This window comes from Empedobacter sp. 225-1 (assembly GCF_030328185.1).
In the GTDB taxonomy this organism is placed as follows: Bacteria; Bacteroidota; Bacteroidia; order Flavobacteriales; family Weeksellaceae; genus Empedobacter; species Empedobacter stercoris.
On the sequence record NZ_JACALO010000046.1, the window covers coordinates 1 to 19,396 of the forward strand.

The following is a 19,396-nucleotide window of genomic DNA, read 5'->3' on the forward strand; positions in this document are numbered from 1 at the left end:
GAGTACGTTTGACATAATTGCTTCTTTCTTCCATAATAACGATTTCTTTTTTGTATCGCTATTTCAGGACGGGACAATCATAAAAATATAAAAAACCTCATCAAATGATGAGGTTTTTTGTTGCTTAAAAATTAAGCTTGATATTATATTTTGCATAGAAATTCTGAATGTGACCAACCGCCTCTTCTGCTGTATCAACCAAACGGAAAAGATCTAAATCTGTTTCAGAAATATAACCATCTGCAATCACTCGATCTCTAATCCAATCAAATAATCCAGACCAATATTCAGTACCAACCAAAACGATTGGGAAACGACCTGTTTTCTTTGTCTGAACTAAAGTTAATGCTTCAAACAGTTCATCTAATGTTCCGAAACCTCCTGGCATTACGATGAATCCTTGAGAATATTTTACAAACATCACTTTTCGAGCAAAGAAATAATCAAAATTTATTTCATATTCACGGTCAATATATTTGTTCAATTCTGTCTCGAAAGGCAATGTAATTCCTAAACCAACAGATGAGCCTCCTCCTTTTTGAGCACCTTTATTTGCAGCTTCCATAATTGCAGGTCCTCCTCCTGTAATAACACCAAAACCTATTTTAGTTAATTGATAGGCAATTTCCTCTGCTAATTGATAATAATGATTTTCTTTTGATGTACGTGCCGAACCAAAAATAGAAACACAAGGTCCAATTTTTGACATGGCTTCATAACCATTTACAAACTCTGCCATAATCTTGAACAATGCCCAAGAGTCATTTATTCTAATCTCGTTCCAATCTTTTGGTCGAAACGGAGATTGTATTCTATCTACTTCTTTTTCTTTATTTGTCATAGTATTTTAATAAAAAGAACCGTAACAAAAATGCTACGGTTCAATATACAAATTTATTGTTTGTTTCTGTTTAATCTCTGCTCATAAAAATTCTTAAAATATACCAGAATAGTAACATTAATGATGCAAATAACGACAATGCTGCTGCAACATATTGTTGTGTTCCGAACTCATATTTTAATTGGTGAGTGTTGTACAAAATTGCTCCACCAGCTAAGGCGCACATTCCAACTGAGAACCATAATCCTAGATCGAACCCGAATAACATTCCTGCAATAATCAATCCAATTGCTAAGAAAAATCCTATAGTTAATGCTCCTCGTAAAATAGAGAAATCTGCTTTTGTTAAAAATACAATAGCTGATAATCCTACAAATAATCCTCCTGTTACTACAGCTGCTTGTTTTATAACGTATGTTCCGCCATAATACAATGCGATGTAAAGCATTGGAACAAAAATTAAAGCTTCTGCAATTATATACAATAAGTAACCTAAGTATTGTTTTGATTTAGAAATCGAACCATAAGCCATTTTTTGTGCGACCCAAGTAATTCCCATAAATCCAGCCAATAGAATTAACCAAAGATATCCTGAGGTTAAACTTAACATAAAGCTGACTAAAGCTTCTGATTTCAACATCAAAGATTCGATTAATACAAATACTAAAACTCCTCCTGCAACATGTCCATAGGTATGTTTATAAAAATTTGCTCTTTCTGCACTCGTTGCTTCTGCAACCAATTGGTTTTGTTGATATACGTGTTGATCTTCCATATTTTTTTTAGGTAAAATTTTTGATAAATAATTAATGCTAAAATAATAAAATAAACTTATTTACTCGCTCACTATTTTTTGGTAATTTTTAATAGATTTAATCCAATCAATTAGTCCAATAATCGATAAAACTAACAAAACAATATACTGAAATGATGTAATCACAGCTCCTTTATGAATCATCAGTGGAATCATCACCAAATCACCAATTATCCAGAAATACCAGTTATCAATTTTTCGTCGCGCCATCATCCACATCCCAATCAAAAAGATGGCTGTTGTCGATGCATCTATAAAATCTATTTGAGTATAATGAAATTGACATTGATTGATAAAACTTGTGTCAAATCCATTCTGAATAACTGGACGGAAATAATAAATCGTCAGAATAAACAGAAAACTCAATGCAAACAAAATCGTTGCATACAAATATTCTTTTTTCGAAGCCCACGAAACATCGACATGTTTATGATCTTCTTCAAGATTTTTTTGCCACAAAATCCAACCATATATTGCCATCGATGTATAATAAAAATTGATTATTGTTTCGCCATACAATCCCCAATTAAAAAATAAATAGATAAAAATAAATGTCGAAATAATAGTGGTCGGATAAACCAATATATTACGTTTGTAAGTGTAATAAACTGAAATAATTCCAAATAAAGTTGCAATTATTTCAAGTAAAATATTCAGTGTAGAATAGGTTTTATAAGGAGCAAAGATGTAATCAATAAAATCGTTCATTCTTAAGTTGTGAGTTAAAATAATTCATTCTAAATCGTAAATCTAAATTCGTAATTATAATTTCTAACTTCAATCTATTCATAATCCAACACCCAAACCAAATAATGATCTTCAATCATTTTGTAGAACGCATGATATTTTCGAGATTTTACATCATCCGAAATCCAACAAATAAATTGTTTATTCTCTATTAATTCAAATTCTTCTGCACGATAATGATTCAGAAAATTCCAAAGATTTCCACCATTCAATTTGTACAAACCTTCTTTCATTCCCCAAATTACATGCAAATATTCAATTTCATGCTCTTGCGGAATCCAAGCGATTTCATCTGGACGCGCAAATTTGTGTTTAATGTTTAAAATTTTTCTTGGTCGAGCCAATTCAATATCTATCCCAATATTATATTCGCTCACGCCAACAGAAACCAATCCATAGGAATGCGTGATAGAAATTTCTTTATTTGTAGGTAAAAAAGGTTTTCCACGTTCGTCGTAATTTACATCGTAATCCAAGTCCAATTTCTTTAGACAAGCACGCAAGCCAAGATATTCCCGAGCTTGCTTAGGTCGTAGATTCGTATATTTTTCTATTCTATAATCCTCTAAATGAAGATATTCTAACAATTCTTCATTCGATTCTGTTACATTCCACGTAATAATGCGGGTATGTTTAAAATCGTTAATATAATCGATAACGGGCATTTTATTAATCGAAATTTGTTTGTAAATTTGTTCCTTATAAACTTTAAAAAAAAGTTAGTTAAATATATCAATTGATGGATACAAAAACGCAATACATTCCATACAAAGTTAAAGATATTTCTTTAGCTGAGTGGGGAAGAAAGGAAATTACGTTGGCTGAGGCAGAAATGCCTGGGTTAATGGCTATCCGTGAAGAGTATAAAGCTGCTCAACCTTTGAAAGGTGCTCGCATTGCAGGTTGTCTACACATGACAATCCAAACTGCAGTATTAATCGAAACGTTGGTTGCTTTAGGAGCTGATGTTACATGGTCGTCATGTAATATTTTCTCTACACAAGATCACGCTGCTGCTGCAATTGCTGCTGCTGGGATTCCTGTGTATGCTTGGAAAGGGATGAACGAAGAGGAATTCGATTGGTGTATCGAGCAAACATTATTTTTCGGAGAAGATCGCAAACCATTAAACATGATTTTGGATGATGGTGGAGATTTAACGAATATGGTGATTGATCGTTACCCAGAATTGGTTGCTGAGATCAAAGGATTATCAGAAGAAACAACTACGGGTGTACACCGTCTTTATGAAAGAATGGAGAAAGGTACATTGCCTATGCCTGCAATTAACGTAAATGATTCTGTAACAAAATCTAAATTCGACAACAAATACGGATGTCGCGAATCTGCAGTAGATGCTATTAAACGTGCTACTGACTTGATGATTGCTGGTAAACGTGTTGTAGTTTGTGGTTTTGGTGATGTTGGTAAAGGTACAGCGGCTTCTTTCCGTGGCGCTGGAGCAATTGTTACAGTAACAGAAATCGACCCTATTTGTGCTTTACAAGCATCGATGGAAGGTTACGAAGTAAAACGTTTAGATACAGTTGTTGCAAACGCTGATATCGTAATTACGACGACTGGTAACTTTGGAATTGTACGCGCAGAGCATTTCGAAAAAATGAAAGACAAAGTTGTTGTTTGTAACATTGGTCACTTCGATAACGAAATCGACATGGCTTGGTTAAACGCTACTTACGGATCTACAAAAGAAGAAATCAAACCTCAAGTTGACAAGTACAACATCAACGGAAACGATATTATCGTTTTAGCTGAAGGTCGTTTAGTAAACTTAGGATGTGCAACAGGTCACCCTTCTTTCGTGATGTCAAACTCTTTCTCTAACCAAACTTTAGCTCAAATCGAGTTGTGGACTAATTCATCAGCTTACGAAAATAAAGTATATACTTTACCGAAGCATTTAGATGAAAAAGTTGCAGAATTACACTTAGCTAAATTAGGAGTAGAATTAGAAGTTTTATCTCAAGAACAAGCAGAATACATTGGTGTAACGGTTGAAGGACCATATAAACCAGAATATTATAGATATTAATTAATTTTAATTTAGATTTTTATTTGAAGAAATAACACACTTAACTATATGCCCTCGCCCTGAACAAGCGAGGGCTTTTTTATGCATAGAAAATTAAGCTCAACAATTAATTCTAAAAAGATTATCTTTAAAATATTATTGAATAGTTTTTATTACTGATTATGATTAAAAAATACATACAGCTTGGATTTGTATTAATTGGAGGCACTTCACTTTTTGCACAAACAGATAAACCTTCGGAAATATTTTGGAAAAACCTCGAAAAACATTGCGGTAAAGCCTATGAAGGAAAATTAGCTGAACACATAAAACGTGATGATTTTGCTGGTAAAAAATTAACGATGCATGTTAAAAGCTGTTCAGAAAACGAAATAAAAATTCCGTTCAATGTGGGTGATAATTATTCACGTACATGGATTTTGACTAAAAAAGATGGAGTCATTACACTAAAACACGATCATCGTCACGAAAATGGAACTTCAGAGTCGGTAACTTTTTATGGTGGAACAAATACCAATTATGGTTTTAAAGATTTCCAGATGTTTCCTGCCGACCAAGAAACAGCAAGTCTTATAGATTATGCTTCAACAAATATTTGGTGGATTACACTTGATGACAAAACATTTAGTTACAATTTGCAAAAACCTGGTTCTAAAGTACCATTTAACGTTTACTTCGATTTAACAAATGAAATTGAAACACCACCCGCTCCTTGGGGTTGGGGAATACCACGATAAAAAAGAGCTGATTAGCTCTTTTTTATCGTTTAATTAATATATCTGTATTTATCGCTGGCGTTATTCCCAAAGGCGTTTTCTGCCATTTATCCGAATCTTTAGTTTTGTACAAACATTTTGCTAACAACGCTGCGCTAAGATATATTGGTGACTCAAGTTTTGTTAACAATTCTACTTTTATGTAGAAATTTCCTTTATGTTTAATATTATAATCTCTCAAATCATAAGTAAAAATATCATCCTGCTGACTTCCTTTTTTAACTACAATATTAAAAGGATTTTCTAATATCGTTTTATCTGGACGATTATCTAAATCACTAAATAAATCTACTTTTACAATAACAGAATCAACTTTTAATGGATAACTGAAATTAAAATTTATTCGTTGAAAAGTAAATTCTTTATTAGGTGCACTTATAGGGATAGCAATTTGTTTTATATATTTTGGTAAAGAATCTTTTTTAAAATTAATATCTGAATTCAAACCAACTTGTACAGTCTTAGTCTTAGTATCTGATCCAACTCTTTTTAATTTAAACTTAGATTTATCATACAAAATCGTTTCGTGCAATTCTATCGTATCTTTTTTATAATCTTGTGCATTTGCAAACGTTATAAAACATAAAATAAGGAAGTAAATTTTTGTCATCTATTTGGTTTTTAAATTATTATCAATTTTATAAAATATAGATGTTCAAAACTCCCAAAGGTTACACAACAACATGTTAAAGTTTTGTTTCAATTCTTAAGATTTAATCCATATTTGCATTCTTTTTTTGCATAAATTTAATAGATACAATCAGTTGAATGCTATTTAGATTTTACATCATCGTATTTTTATTCTTAAATTTCTTGCATATTCATGCACAAGAAAGTGGACTTATTTTATCCGAAAAGATTAAAAAAGAAAAAATTCATTTTCAATTTATCAAAAACTTAGTCATTGTTCCAGTAACATTCAATAATCAACCGATGAATTTTATCATTGATTCTGGTCTAAAAGAAACCATTTTATTTAGCCAATTTGATCAAACAATTGATAAAAAAGATATTCAAACTATTACACTAAAAGGTTTAGGAAAAGATGCGAAAGACACCAAGGGGTTTTATTCAAAGAATAATAAATTAGCCGTTGGCAATCATTATTTAGCTACTAATGCCAATATTATAATAATTCAAGACGAAAATTTTAATTTATTTTCTCGTTTAGGAATTGATGTTCATGGGATTATTGGTTCAGAATTTTTTAAGAATCATCCAATCGAAATTGATTATGCAAAACAAAAAATCACAATTTATGCGACGATAAAAGAGGTTAAAAAATTAAAGAAATATCAATCAAAAGCGTTAGAAATTAGCACAGAAAACAAACCGTTTACCTCAATTGATTTTTTTTATGAACGTGAATTTACTGATCAAAAAATGCTCATAGATATTGGTAACAGTGATGGGTTGTGGTTATTCAAGAATGAAATTAAAAATTTAGCTCCTTTAAACCATGCGTTTGATGATGAATTAGGAAAAGGATTCAATGGAATAATTAACGGTGAACGTGGCACAATTACGTCTGTAAATCTCGGAAAATATAAACTGCATTATCCTTTGATTGCTGTTCCTGATTATGAATCTATTCAATACATTAATCTCAAAAATAACCGAAAAGGATCTTTAGGGAATGAGGTTTTAAGACGTTTTTCAATTATTTTAGATTACCGAAATAAAACATTTTATTATAAATCGAACCGAAATTTTAGAGATGCTTTTCATTATAACAGAAGTGGTTTGACGATTATTCATGATGAGTTTGAATGGAAAAATGAAAAAGTTAATGTTGATTTTCAACAACGCTCAGCTTCCGAAACCAACACTTTTTCTCCTCAAAAAGTAAATTATCAAATCGTTATGAAACCTGTTTACAAAATAGAATCTGTTCGAAAAAATTCGAATGCAGATTTGATTGGTTTAAAAGCAAATGATCGATTAATCAAACTGAACGGAAAACATGTGAATAACATGAGTTTGAATGATATTGAAAATTTTATGAAACAAAATGAATTCCAAGAAATTTCGGTCGAAATCCTCAGAAATAATCAATCACTTGTTTACAAATTTGTCTTGGAAATTCCGTATTAAAAAAAAGAGTAACATATCGCTACTCTTCTAATTGGTTTAAAATCTCTTTAATTAATTTTAATCTACTACCATAATATATTACATACATGTAATATAAAAGCCCTCCTACAAATACAATTGAAAAAACAATTAATAATAATAACCAAATAAAAAACTTGGGATTAGAATTAAATGTTTCAGAAAAATTCATTAACTGTGCAAAATATTTTTCTGAATTCCCAAAAGAAAACAATATAAAATATAGTCCAATTCCATTTGGCGTAGCTATTATTGTTGTAATAAAATACGTATCTAAAGCATACTTTAGTTCATAATAAACTTTCAGTAACAACTCTTTCGACGAGTTAATTTCATAATCTTTTGAGATTTTATAAAAATGATAAAAACGTAAATATGTAACTATTGCTGCTATTAACAAATAAAAAATAAAGAAATAATAGAAAAATGTAACTACTCCATTAATCTTATATATTGGGACTATGGGTATCACGAAAAGGAAAGCAAATGAAATAATGGTTATTATTAACTCAGTTTTTATCTTTTTTCTTAAGTCTTCAAATATATTATTTGCTGTATTTAAATTTTTCAAATCCTTCTGAATCTTCACATCTTCTGAAGACTGATTATCCCATTGTTTTTGTAATTCATCAAAATTCATAGCCGTATTTTTTTATAATAATTTGTAGTTTATCTTTTGTACGATTCAGTTTTACGCGAGCATTTCCTTCAGTAATTCCTAAGTTTGCACCAATTTCTTTGTGACTTTGTCCTTCTAAAAAAAGAAAAATTAAGGCTTTTTCTACTTTATTTAATTCGTGAACAGCTTTGTAAAACAACTCAAGTTGCGTCTCTTTTTCGCGAGAATCTACCTCATCTACACGATCTATATTTTCTATAAATGTGTGAGTATCCGTCTTTTTCTTTTCTTTTTTGAAATAAGTTAAAGCCGTATTCAGTGAAACACGATACATCCAAGTCGAAAATTGTGAATTTCCCTCAAACCGTTCAAATGATTTCCACAACTGCAAAACAATTTCTTGCATCAAATCATTCTGATCATCAGCATCATCCATATACATCTTAGCGACTTTGTGCAAAATCCCTTTGTGTTGTTCGATTAATTCTAAGAAATAAGTCTGTTTTACCCTCAAAATTGTTATTTTATTTGTTTCAAAACAACTTGTTCGTTATCGACAAAAAGAATACAATTTATTCTGAAAAAATCTGAAAACAATCTAACTTTAATTTTCAACTTCTCTTTCGTCATTGTAAAAAGATGACCTTCTAAATTAGATGCAAATAGATTCTGCTTTAAATCTTGTAATTGTCCGTTTACAACTAATTTTTCTCCAGAAAACCAATTATTCTCAATTCTAATTACATTATGCTCAAAAGTTGCTTCCCAAATAGATTTCATCGCCAAATTATTTTAGTGTTTACAAGTTAGTAGACATAAAATAAAAACGTTACAGAATTTTTTGAGTTTTTAGCATTCCATTTCCAACCATATAGGCAAACTAAATTCTTCTAACAAATGAGCCAATTGATAATCTGTGTAGTTTTCTTTCGTTACCCAAGCCAGTTCTTCTATCTCAGAAGCAATTTTAAGCGTTTTTAACGACTTCAATTTCACATGAAAAACATTTGCATGTACTTCTGTGTTTTTCTCGTTAACGGCAACAGAAGTGTGTTGTCCTAAAAACGAAACATCGTGCAGTAAAATATCGATATTAATTTCCTCTAAAAATTCGCGCCGAAGTGTTGCTAATAATTCTTCACCTTTTTCGCGTTTGCCTCCAACCATCTGAAAAAATTTCGAATTCTTTTTTCGAACAGCAAGCATTCTACCCTCTGCATCTGTTACCAATGCATTGACCAAATATATATGATTCATGTTATGCGTTATGCGTTATGCGTTATGCGTTATGCGTTATGCAAAAGTAAACGTAGAAAAGTTTAGAGCAAAAAAAAGCTCCACAATAAATTGTGAAGCTATAAAAGTTGGCGATCCGGACGGGACTCGAACCCGCGACCACTTGCGTGACAGGCAAGTATTCTAACCAACTGAACTACCGGATCAGTCTGTTTTTTTTATTTATAATTTTCGTCGATCTAAAATAGAAAAAGAAATAGATGCGATCCGGACGGGACTCGAACCCGCGACCACTTGCGTGACAGGCAAGTATTCTAACCAACTGAACTACCGGATCAGAAAATTATAAATTAAATATATTTTTTATGAATTTTTATAAAAAATTGCGATCCGGACGGGACTCGAACCCGCGACCACTTGCGTGACAGGCAAGTATTCTAACCAGCTGAACTACCGGATCAGAAATTATAAAAAATATATTGTGTAAAAGAACGAAACTTTTTGCGATCCGGACGGGACTCGAACCCGCGACCACTTGCGTGACAGGCAAGTATTCTAACCAACTGAACTACCGGATCAAAATCTGTATTGATTTCGGATTGCAAATATAGGCGGTTTTCTGATAAAACCTAAACTTTTTTCTAAAAAAATCTCGGAAACTTTTCATCCGAGATTTTTTTATTTCATAATCAACGATTTAATCTATTATAAAATCGCATTTAATTTTTCTACTAATTGTTCTTTTGGAACAACTCCAACAACTTTATCTACAACTTCTCCGTCTTTGAAGAATAAAATTGTAGGAATGTTACGGATTCCGTATTTTGCAGCAACTTCTTGGTTTGTGTCTACATCAACTTTACCAATCACTGCTTTTCCTTGATATTCTGTAGCTAGCTCTTCCACAACTGGACCAACCATTCTACAAGGACCACACCAAACAGCCCAAAAATCAACCATTGCAGGTTTTCCTGACTCTATAATATCCGATGCAAATGATGCGTCTGTTACTTCTAATGCCATAATCTTATATTTTTTATCTAATCTTAAGTTTACAAATCTACATAAAATTTTATTGCAGAAAAATTCCTTTTATATTATCTGTCAATTACAAGATAAATGAAATGTATAATTAATTCAGTTTAAATGTAATCTCCTGTAATTCATCTAATTCTTTTAACAAATCTCGGCAAATATTTATTTTAATTTTACCTGCTGGCAAATCTAAATTATTCAAATAATCTTTTGGATCAATTAGTTGGATTTTCAATAATTTATCTCCTTGATATTTGTACATAATATCCGATAGTTTGGTAAAAGTTTCTTCCGAAAATGCTGGAACTTCAATCTTTACCGTCATTTTTTCGGCTTGTTTTTCTACAATTTCATTTAACAACAGAATATTCGTGATATTTTTATACACTCGCCCTTGCGTCACGTTTCCTTCTTTATCTTTGAATTCTTTTTTCGAGATATTCAATTTCAAATTCAAGAACATATTCTCTTGCATAAAGTGTCTATATTTCAAATAATCTCCTCCAAAAACCATAATATCCATGGAATCGGTATAATCACTGAACGTAAAAATACCAAATTCATTTCCATTTTTCGCAATTCGATGTTGAATATTTGACATCATTCCACAAATCGATACTTCTTTATTGACAAAATTATCCTCGTTTGCATTAATATCCGAAATACTACAATTGGAAGCCATTTTCAGCTCATGTTTGAAATCATCTAATGGATGAGAAGAAATATAAATCCCAACCACTTCTTTTTCTTTAGATAAACGTTGCAACATGTTCCATTTTTCGCAATCTGGTAGCATCGGCACTACATCTTCTATCACAGAATCGCCACCAAAATCGCCAAATAAAGAGGTTTGAGCAGAGTTTTTTTGCTCTTGGAAGTTTGCTCCGTATTTGATTAATTTTTCCAAATTAGTTGTCGTATTTTCGATATAAAAATAACGTCCACGATGAAATTCAAACGAATCAAAACCTCCAGCTAAAACTAAGTTTTCGATTGTTTTTTTGTTCACTGTTCGCAATTCGACACGTTTAACAAAATCGTATATATCTTTGAACGGACCATTTGCTTCACGTTCAGAAATTATCGAGTTTACTGCGGCTTGCCCAACACCTTTTACAGCTCCCATTCCAAAACGAATCTCGTAATTTTCGTTTACATTAAATTTTGTAATGGATTCGTTGATATCTGGTCCAAGTACAGCTAATCCCATTCGCTTACACTCTTCCATAAAGAAGGTCACTTGCTTGATATCATTCATATTATTTGAAAGAACAGCCGCCATATATTCTGCTGGATAATGTGCTTTCAGATAAGCTGTTTGATACGCTACCCATGCATAACATGTTGAATGCGATTTGTTGAATGCATACGATGCGAAGGCTTCCCAGTCTGTCCAAACTTTTTCTAAAATTTTCGGATCATGTCCTTTTTCAGACGCTTGTTCCACAAATTTTGGTTTCATTTTATCCAGAACTGCTTTTTGCTTTTTACCCATCGCTTTACGTAAAACATCGGCATCACCTTTGGAGAATCCTGCTAATTTCTGCGAAAGCAACATTACTTGCTCCTGATAAACAGTAATCCCGTAGGTTTCTGATAAATACTCTTCCATCGCATCCAAATCATAGGTAATCGGTTCCTCCCCATTTTTACGACGAACGAAAGACGGAATATATTCAATTGGACCTGGACGATACAGGGCGTTCATGGCGATTAAATCTGCAAAAACAGTTGGACGAAGATCCTTCATATATTTTTGCATTCCAGGCGACTCGTATTGAAAAACTCCAACTGTTTCACCTCGTTGGAAAAGCTCATATGTTTTTTCGTCATCAATCGGAATTTCATCAGGATCAATCTCGATTCCTGTTCTTGCCTTCACTAACTTAATCGTATCTTTAATCAACGTTAAGGTCTTCAACCCCAAGAAGTCCATCTTCAATAATCCGGCACTTTCTGCAACCGAGTTATCAAATTGAGTCACATATAAATCTGAATCTTTGGCAGTTGTTACAGGAACGAAATTGGTGATATCATCTGGCGTAATAATCACTCCACACGCGTGAATACCCGTATTACGTACAGAACCTTCTAAGATTTTAGCTTGTTGAATAGTTTCAGCAGCTAAATCAGTTCCGTTTGATAAACGCTTTAATTCACTTACCGCATCAAATTCTTCTGGTTTTAAGGATTCTTTTAAGGCATTATCATCTAAATTGAAAATCTTTGCCAATTTCATATTTGGAATTAAACCTGCTACACGATTGGCATCAAATAATGGTAAATCCAATACACGTGCTGTATCTTTTATCGAAGATTTAGCCGCCATTGTTCCGTATGTGATAATTTGCGCTACTTGATTTGCTCCATATTTATCAATCACATAATCCATTACCAATGATCGTCCTTCATCATCAAAGTCGATATCGATATCGGGCATAGATACACGGTCTGGATTTAAGAAACGCTCAAAAAGTAAATCGTATTTTATCGGATCTAAATTGGTAATCCATAAACAATAAGCAACTGCTGATCCTGCCGCCGAACCACGACCTGGACCAACCGATACGCCCATTTTACGAGCTGCTGCGATGAAATCTTGTACAATCAAGAAATAACCAGGATAACCTGTTTTTTCAATTGTGGCTAATTCGAAATCCAAGCGTTCTTTAATTTCGTCGGTCAATTCTGGGTAACGAATTTTTGCACCTTCGTAGGTTAAATGTTTTAAATAAGCATTCTCACCTCTTTTCCCTCCATCTTCATCATCTTCTGCGTGATGAAATTCTTCGGGAATATCAAATTTTGGAAGTAATACATCTCGATAAAGTGTGTATTCTTCTATCTTATCAACAATTTCTTGAATATTAATAATTGCTTCGGGAATGTCTTGAAATAATTGTTTCATTTCTGCTTCCGACTTAAAATAATATTCTTGATTTGGCAAACCAAAACGAAATCCACGACCACGACCAATAGGAGTCGATTGTTTCTCGGCATCTCGTACACACAACAAAATATCGTGGGCATTCGAATCGTCTTGGTTAATGTAATAGGTATTATTTGTTGCGACAACTTTTACATTGTGTTTGCGCGCAAAAGCAAGCAATGTTTGGTTGACACGATCTTCATCTTCTTGACCATGACGCATCAATTCGATGTAAAAATCATCACCAAATTGCTCTTTCCACCAAAGCAAGGCCTCTTCGGCTTGTTTTTCACCAAGATTCAAAATTTTATTTGGAACTTCACCTTGCAAATTTCCAGATAAAACAATCAAATCTTCTTTATATTCTTCAATAATCGCTTTATCAATACGAGGCACATAGTAAAAACCATCTGTATATGCTTTCGACGCCATTTTTGCTAAATGATGATAACCATTTTTATTCTTTGCAAAAACAACGATTTGATAACCATTATCTTTTTTTGATTTATCTAAATGATTCTCACAAACAAAAAATTCCGAACCAATAATAGGTGTTATTAACACTTCAGTTGGTTCTTTTCCTTCTGCAATTAATTCTTCATTCTTTTCTTTTGCTGCTTTGTTATGATTTTGTACTTCTGCATTAAAATGAAATGCTCCCATCATATTTCCATGATCGGTCATTGCAACCGCAGGCATTTTATTTTTTGAAGCTGCAGCTACTAAATCTTTAACAGAAATCGTTGATTGTAAAATTGAGAATTGTGTATGATTATGTAAATGTGCAAATTTTGCTTTCTCAAACTGCGCTAAAACTTCTTCTGAAATTTCAACTGCCTCATCACCTCCTTCTTCTTTCGCTTTTGCTTTTGCAATTTCTTGTGAAGCTTTCTTTAAATTGACATGATTTAATCCAATTGGTTGAATATTTGTTTGATTGATTTCATTAAATCGAACAAAATATTCATCTTCAACTTCTAATTCATTTTTTGTAAAAATACCTTTACGAATCAACTCAAAAAAACAACGTGTCGTTGCTTCCACATCCGCAGTTGCGTTGTGTGCTTCACCAAATGGAACACCAAAAAGATATTCATGCAATTCTGTTAACGTTGGTAATTTGTAACGACCACCACGACCACCAGGAAGTTTTAACAACTCTGCGGTAACTTCTGTACATGTATCCAAAACAGGTTTATCTGCTAAATTATTTTCATAATTCAGACGATAAAATTCGGCTCCCATAATGTTGATATCGAAACCTAAATTTTGTCCAACAATAAATTTAGCTTTACCTAAAACTTCATTGAATTTATCTAAAACTTCTTTTAATGGAACTCCTTTTTCGGTAGCTAAATCAGTTGAAATTCCGTGAATACGCTCAGAATCGTACGGAATATCAAAACCATCTGGACGAACCAAATAATCTTGATGTTCAATAATTTGCCCCATTTCATCGTGCAATTGCCAAGCGATTTGTATACATCGCGGCCAGTTGTCGGAATCAGAAATCGGTGCATTCCAATCTTTCGGAAGACCAGTTGTCTCTGTATCGTATATTAAGTACATTGAGTTTTCGTTTGAATCTGTAAATTTACGAAATCTTAAGAGAAGATTTTCTTAAGAAAAGTTAAGAATAAAACTCTATATTTAGTTTATGAATCAAGAAAAATACATTTTACGTAGAGTATTAGCTGCATTAATAGATTACACAATTATCATTTTTATTACTTTCTTTTATTTAAGAAACTTTGGAGAATTGAATAGTGAAGGAGCTTATTCTGTTAGTGGATTAAAAACTTTACCTATAATCATTTTTTGGTTCGTCTATTTTTGTGTTTTTGAAACAGTTCTAAATTCGACTTTTGGAAATTTAATTGTTGGATTGAAACCTATTGATATAAATACTAAAAAAAATGTTACAATTAAACAGTCTTTTCTTAGACATCTTGTCGATCCGATTGATATGATGTTTTTTGGATTAATTGGAATTATTCTGATTAAAAACTCTGAAACGAATCAAAGATTGGGCGATATTTTAGCAAAAACTAAAGTTGTTAAATCATAAAATAAAAAAAGATGAACTTAATTCAGTTCATCTTTTTCTAAAATTTCTTCCGACTCAAAACTCATTTTAAGTTTGATGAGTTCGTCTTTAATATTTTCGAGACGTTTTACAACATCTATTTCATCTTTTGTTTTGACCACTCCTTTTTTACCAATTGCTTGTTTTGCACCATCGAGCGTATACCCTTTTATTTTGACCAAATAATAAATATTCTTGAAACATTGGATATCATCTTTAGTAAATAATCGATTACCTTTTGCATTCTTTTTAGGCTGAATTATTTCAAATTCTTTTTCCCAAAAACGAATCAATGATGCATTTACATCAAAAGCTTTGGCTACTTCGCCTATCGAATAATAAAGTTTGTCAGGAAGGTCTACATTCATTATCAGCGTTTAATCCAAAGATAATGACATTTTTTTAGAGTTTTGATAAATTTTAATAAAATCGTCTGGATCAACGTCATTATAGAAATACATAATTGGATCTACAGGTTCTCCATTTTTGTGAATTTCGTAATGTAAATGCGCTCCTGTCGATAAACCTGTCGATCCTACATAACCAATCACATCACCTCTTTTCACTTTTTGTCCTCTACGAACTTTCGCACGTGTCATGTGAGCATACAAGCTTTCGTATCCATTTCCGTGTTTTAACACAACCATATTTCCATAACCCGAATTAAATTCAGATACTTTTACAGAACCATCTCCAGTTGCGTAAATTGGCGTTCCTGTAGCGGCAGCAAAGTCTAAACCTTTGTGCATTTTATTCACTTTTAAAATTGGATGAAAACGTGACCCAAAACCGGAAGCCAAACGATTTACATATTTATCTGCAACAGGTTTTAGAACTGGCATTGATGATAAATTCGCATCTTTTACACCCGCCAAACGAAAAACTTCGTCCAATGATTTTGATTCAGCTGCAATTTTTGCAACTAATTTTTCAATGTCTTCAGCTGTATAATTATCAATTTCATTATTTACAGAATCGATATTCTCATTGACACGCATATCATAAATCGTACGATAAATATTGCGATCTTTTTCTTCGATTTCTGTCAAGGCTTCTTCTACTTCTTTAAATTTTTTATGTAACTCTTGGTTTTCATTTTCCATTCTTTCCAGTTCAGCTAATAATTTGCTTTCGCTGTTTTTAAATTTCCCTGCTTTTGAAGCGAACTCAGAATCATTAAAATGATACCCAACCATACCAGCAGATATTGTCGATAAACATAAAAATAGTAAAACGTATAATGCTGTTTTAGGAGTTTTCTTCGCTCTTTTCTTCACCCAACTCATCAAAAATCTCACAGAATTATACTTATAGTTTTTATTTTCCATTACTTAACCAAGCTTTTATTATCTTTGTAAAACGTTTGCAAAGTAACGAATATTGTATGAGCAAACATGTTAATCAAATGATAAAAATAATTTAAATAAATGAAATCCAAAGATATAAGAAAAGAATTTTTGCATTTTTTTGAAACAAAAGGACACTCAATTGTCGACTCTGCACCTATTGTTTTGAAAGACGATCCGACATTAATGTTTAATAATTCGGGTATGGCACAATTCAAAGAATTCTTTTTAGGAAACGGAACTCCAAAAAGTAATCGTATCGCGGATACACAAAAATGTCTTCGTGTTTCTGGTAAACATAATGATTTGGACGATGTAGGAAAAGATACTTACCACCACACGATGTTCGAAATGTTAGGAAACTGGTCTTTTGGTGATTACTTCAAAAAAGAAGCAATTGCTTGGGCATGGGAATTACTAACAGAAAAATACGGAATTTCTAAAGATCAAATCTATGTAACTGTTTTTGAGGGTGACAAAGGTGATGGAACTTCTTTAGATGAAGAAGCATTAGAGCTTTGGAAACAACATATTGCGGAAGACCGAATTCTTTACGGAAATAAAAAAGATAATTTCTGGGAAATGGGTGATATTGGACCATGTGGACCTTGTTCTGAAATTCATATTGACATTCGACCAGAAGCAGATCGTTTAGCTGTTGATGGAAAATCTTTAGTTAATATGGATCATCCACAAGTAATCGAAATTTGGAACTTGGTATTTATGCAATATCAACGCAAAGCTGATAGCTCTTTAGAGTCTTTACCTGCTCGACATATCGATACAGGAATGGGATTTGAGCGTTTGGCAATGGTTTTACAAGGTAAATCATCTAACTACGACACTGATGTTTTCCAACCATTAATCCAAAAATTAGAAGAAATCTCTGGAGTAAAATATGATACAGCTGAAAAAACGGATATTGCAATTCGTGTTGTTGTAGACCATTTACGCGCTGTTTCTTTTGCAATTGCAGACGGACAATTACCTTCTAACACAGGTGCAGGATATGTTATACGCCGTATCTTACGTCGTGCTATTTCTTACGGATACCGTTTTTTAGGTCTTAACGAACCTTTTATCTATAAATTATATCCAATCTTGAAAGCTGAAATGGGTGAATTTTTCCCAGAATTAGTAAAACAAGAAACAATTGTAACAGGAGTTATTCGCGAAGAAGAGGCATCTTTCTTACGTACAATTGAACAAGGATTGAACAGATTAAATCAAATCATCGAGCAATTAGGAGATTCTAAAGTTGTACCTGGTGATGTGGTATTCGAACTGTATGATACTTTCGGTTTCCCTGCAGATTTATCTCGTATTGTTGCAGAAGATCATGGCTTCACAATTGACGAAGCTGGATTTGATGTTGAAATGGCAAAGCAAAAAGAACGTTCGAAAAAAGCAACAGCTTTGGTAACGGATGACTGGGTTATTTTGGATAATGCAGGCAATGAAACTTCTATCGCTTATGATAACACAGAAGCTGAAGTAAAAATTACACGTTACAGAAAAGTAAAAAATAAAAAAGGAGAATTTTTTCAATTGGTATTCAACCAAACGCCTTTCTATGCAGAATCAGGAGGACAAATTGGTGATACTGGATCAATTTCTACGTTAAACGAAACGATAGAAATTATCGATACAAAAAAGGAAAACAATTTAGTTATTCATTTCGTTGAAACTTTACCAGAAAATGTAAATGCTACTTTTAATGCTAAATTAAATGTTGAAAAACGTAACGAAACAACTAAAAATCACTCCGCAACTCACTTAATGCACGAAGCGTTACGCGAAGTTTTAGGAACTCATGTTGAACAAAAAGGTTCTTATGTTGGTGATGATTATTTACGTTTTGACTTTTCTCATTTCTCTAAAATGACAGATGAAGAATTGGCAATTGTTGAACAAAAAGTAAATGATAAAATTGCAGATGCTTTACCATTAATCGAAAAAAGAGATTGTGATATCAACGAAGCTATCGCTGACGGAGCAATGGCATTATTCGGTGAAAAATACGGTGATAAAGTTCGTGTAATTCGTTTTGGTTCATCTATCGAGTTATGTGGTGGAACGCATGTAAAAAACACAGCTGATATTCGATTATTCAGAATTTTATCTGAATCTTCTACTGCAGCAGGTATTCGTCGTATCGAAGCAATTACATCTAACAAAGCAATCGAAGCGTACAAAGAGGCGGAGAAAAACTACAATGATGTTTTAGCTGCTCTTAAAACGAAAAATGATGCGGTAAAAGCTGTTCAACATTTATTGGATGAAAATGCTGAATTGAAAAAACAATTAGAATCTTTTGTTGCGCAACAAGCTGCGGCTGAAAAAGCAACTTGGAAAACAGCTGTTCAAACTATCAACGGCGTTAATTTCTTAGCTGTAAAAACAAACTTAGATACAAATGCTGCAAAACAAAATGCAATTGATTTAACAAAAGAAATCGAAAATGCATTTATAGTTGTGGGAACTAATGATACTGTAAAACCATCTATCACCATTTCGATTGCAAAAAATCTTGTGGATGAAAAAGGGTATAATGCAGGGCAAATTGTAAAAGAAATCGCAAAACACATCAACGGTGGTGGAGGTGGACAACCTTTCTTAGCTACTGCAGGTGGTAAAGAGGTTTCTGGATTGGATGCTGCTCTTAAACAAGCAGAAGATTTTGTAAAATAATCTTTTCCGAAAAATAGACTCAAAAAGCGACTTGTATTAGACTGCACCCAAAAGTTTGGACAGATTAAAAATTAATAATTATAAAAATGAGTTCGATATTGTATCGGGCTC

General features: G+C 32.6%; 18 protein-coding genes and 4 tRNA genes. 5 read left to right on the top strand and 17 right to left on the bottom strand.

The annotated features are described in order from the left end of the window. Nucleotides 1-124 precede the first annotated feature (124 nt). From HX088_RS12155 to HX088_RS12170, 4 genes are all read right to left on the bottom strand, one after another. On the bottom strand, nucleotides 125-841 hold the full coding sequence (locus HX088_RS12155) for an LOG family protein (protein ID WP_225541772.1): 717 nt from the start codon (nucleotides 839-841) through the stop codon (nucleotides 125-127). 70 nt (nucleotides 842-911) lie between these two features. Continuing rightward, the gene (locus tag HX088_RS12160) at nucleotides 912-1,616 is read right to left on the bottom strand and encodes a Bax inhibitor-1/YccA family protein (protein ID WP_286484287.1); all 705 of its coding nucleotides are present in this window, start codon (nucleotides 1,614-1,616) and stop codon (nucleotides 912-914) included. Nucleotides 1,617-1,676: 60 nt separating this feature from the next. Further along, nucleotides 1,677-2,363 (bottom strand): nicotinamide riboside transporter PnuC, encoded by a 687-nt coding sequence (gene pnuC, locus HX088_RS12165; protein ID WP_286484288.1) that lies wholly within the window; start codon nucleotides 2,361-2,363, stop codon nucleotides 1,677-1,679. A gap of 74 nt (nucleotides 2,364-2,437) precedes the next feature. Further along, complete coding sequence (locus HX088_RS12170; protein WP_286484289.1) at nucleotides 2,438-3,067, bottom strand: 4'-phosphopantetheinyl transferase family protein; 630 nt, start codon at nucleotides 3,065-3,067, stop codon at nucleotides 2,438-2,440. Nucleotides 3,068-3,141: 74 nt separating this feature from the next. Between HX088_RS12170 and ahcY the strand changes: the two genes are divergently transcribed. Together ahcY and HX088_RS12180 are read left to right on the top strand one after the other, a co-directional pair. Further along, on the top strand, nucleotides 3,142-4,455 hold the full coding sequence (gene ahcY / locus HX088_RS12175) for an adenosylhomocysteinase (protein WP_286484290.1): 1,314 nt from the start codon (nucleotides 3,142-3,144) through the stop codon (nucleotides 4,453-4,455). 161 nt (nucleotides 4,456-4,616) lie between these two features. Next, complete coding sequence (locus tag HX088_RS12180; RefSeq protein WP_286484291.1) at nucleotides 4,617-5,192, top strand: hypothetical protein; 576 nt, start codon at nucleotides 4,617-4,619, stop codon at nucleotides 5,190-5,192. Between the two features lie 22 nt (nucleotides 5,193-5,214). Here the strand turns inward: HX088_RS12180 and HX088_RS12185 are convergent, their stop codons facing one another. After that, nucleotides 5,215-5,841: a hypothetical protein gene (locus HX088_RS12185; protein WP_284584252.1), complete on the bottom strand. Its 627-nt coding sequence runs from the start codon at nucleotides 5,839-5,841 to the stop codon at nucleotides 5,215-5,217. Between the two features lie 158 nt (nucleotides 5,842-5,999). Between HX088_RS12185 and HX088_RS12190 the strand changes: the two genes are divergently transcribed. After that, entirely contained in the window at nucleotides 6,000-7,325 is a 1,326-nt protein-coding gene (locus tag HX088_RS12190) for an aspartyl protease family protein (RefSeq protein WP_171622857.1), read from the top strand. Between the two features lie 19 nt (nucleotides 7,326-7,344). Here the strand turns inward: HX088_RS12190 and HX088_RS12195 are convergent, their stop codons facing one another. From HX088_RS12195 to dnaE, 10 genes are all read right to left on the bottom strand, one after another. Continuing rightward, the gene (locus HX088_RS12195; RefSeq protein ID WP_284584254.1) at nucleotides 7,345-7,983 is read right to left on the bottom strand and encodes a hypothetical protein; all 639 of its coding nucleotides are present in this window, start codon (nucleotides 7,981-7,983) and stop codon (nucleotides 7,345-7,347) included. Further along, nucleotides 7,973-8,404 (bottom strand): RNA polymerase sigma factor, encoded by a 432-nt coding sequence (locus tag HX088_RS12200; protein ID WP_394369878.1) that lies wholly within the window; start codon nucleotides 8,402-8,404, stop codon nucleotides 7,973-7,975. The genes HX088_RS12195 and HX088_RS12200 overlap by 11 nt, the downstream gene beginning before the upstream one ends. Nucleotides 8,405-8,481: 77 nt before the next feature. After that, the gene (locus HX088_RS12205; protein ID WP_171622860.1) at nucleotides 8,482-8,742 is read right to left on the bottom strand and encodes a hypothetical protein; all 261 of its coding nucleotides are present in this window, start codon (nucleotides 8,740-8,742) and stop codon (nucleotides 8,482-8,484) included. 69 nt (nucleotides 8,743-8,811) lie between these two features. Then, complete coding sequence (locus tag HX088_RS12210; protein WP_284584257.1) at nucleotides 8,812-9,219, bottom strand: NUDIX hydrolase; 408 nt, start codon at nucleotides 9,217-9,219, stop codon at nucleotides 8,812-8,814. A 108-nt stretch (nucleotides 9,220-9,327) separates the two neighbouring features. Then, nucleotides 9,328-9,404 (bottom strand) — tRNA-Asp (locus tag HX088_RS12215). Between the two features lie 57 nt (nucleotides 9,405-9,461). Next, nucleotides 9,462-9,535 (bottom strand) — tRNA-Asp (locus HX088_RS12220). A gap of 49 nt (nucleotides 9,536-9,584) precedes the next feature. After that, nucleotides 9,585-9,658: transfer RNA gene (locus tag HX088_RS12225), tRNA-Asp, on the bottom strand. A 44-nt stretch (nucleotides 9,659-9,702) separates the two neighbouring features. Then, nucleotides 9,703-9,776: transfer RNA gene (locus HX088_RS12230), tRNA-Asp, on the bottom strand. 127 nt (nucleotides 9,777-9,903) lie between these two features. Next, nucleotides 9,904-10,221, bottom strand: coding sequence for a thioredoxin (trxA, locus tag HX088_RS12235; protein WP_038331009.1), 318 nt, complete (start codon nucleotides 10,219-10,221; stop codon nucleotides 9,904-9,906). 109 nt (nucleotides 10,222-10,330) lie between these two features. Further along, the gene (dnaE, locus tag HX088_RS12240; protein ID WP_286484292.1) at nucleotides 10,331-14,731 is read right to left on the bottom strand and encodes a DNA polymerase III subunit alpha; all 4,401 of its coding nucleotides are present in this window, start codon (nucleotides 14,729-14,731) and stop codon (nucleotides 10,331-10,333) included. A gap of 88 nt (nucleotides 14,732-14,819) precedes the next feature. Here dnaE and HX088_RS12245 point away from each other — a divergent pair, with 88 nt between their 5' ends. Then, a complete protein-coding gene (locus tag HX088_RS12245) occupies nucleotides 14,820-15,230 on the top strand; it encodes an RDD family protein (RefSeq protein WP_260541266.1) in 411 nt (136 codons plus the stop codon). Between the two features lie 17 nt (nucleotides 15,231-15,247). Here the strand turns inward: HX088_RS12245 and HX088_RS12250 are convergent, their stop codons facing one another. Further along, a complete protein-coding gene (locus HX088_RS12250; protein WP_171622543.1) occupies nucleotides 15,248-15,616 on the bottom strand; it encodes a MerR family transcriptional regulator in 369 nt (122 codons plus the stop codon). 9 nt (nucleotides 15,617-15,625) lie between these two features. After that, nucleotides 15,626-16,576 (bottom strand): M23 family metallopeptidase, encoded by a 951-nt coding sequence (locus tag HX088_RS12255; protein WP_171622544.1) that lies wholly within the window; start codon nucleotides 16,574-16,576, stop codon nucleotides 15,626-15,628. A gap of 99 nt (nucleotides 16,577-16,675) precedes the next feature. On the opposite strand from HX088_RS12255, the gene alaS reads away from it, so the two are divergent. Further along, entirely contained in the window at nucleotides 16,676-19,285 is a 2,610-nt protein-coding gene (gene alaS / locus HX088_RS12260) for an alanine--tRNA ligase (RefSeq protein WP_286484294.1), read from the top strand. The last annotated feature ends 111 nt before the right edge of the window (nucleotides 19,286-19,396 follow it).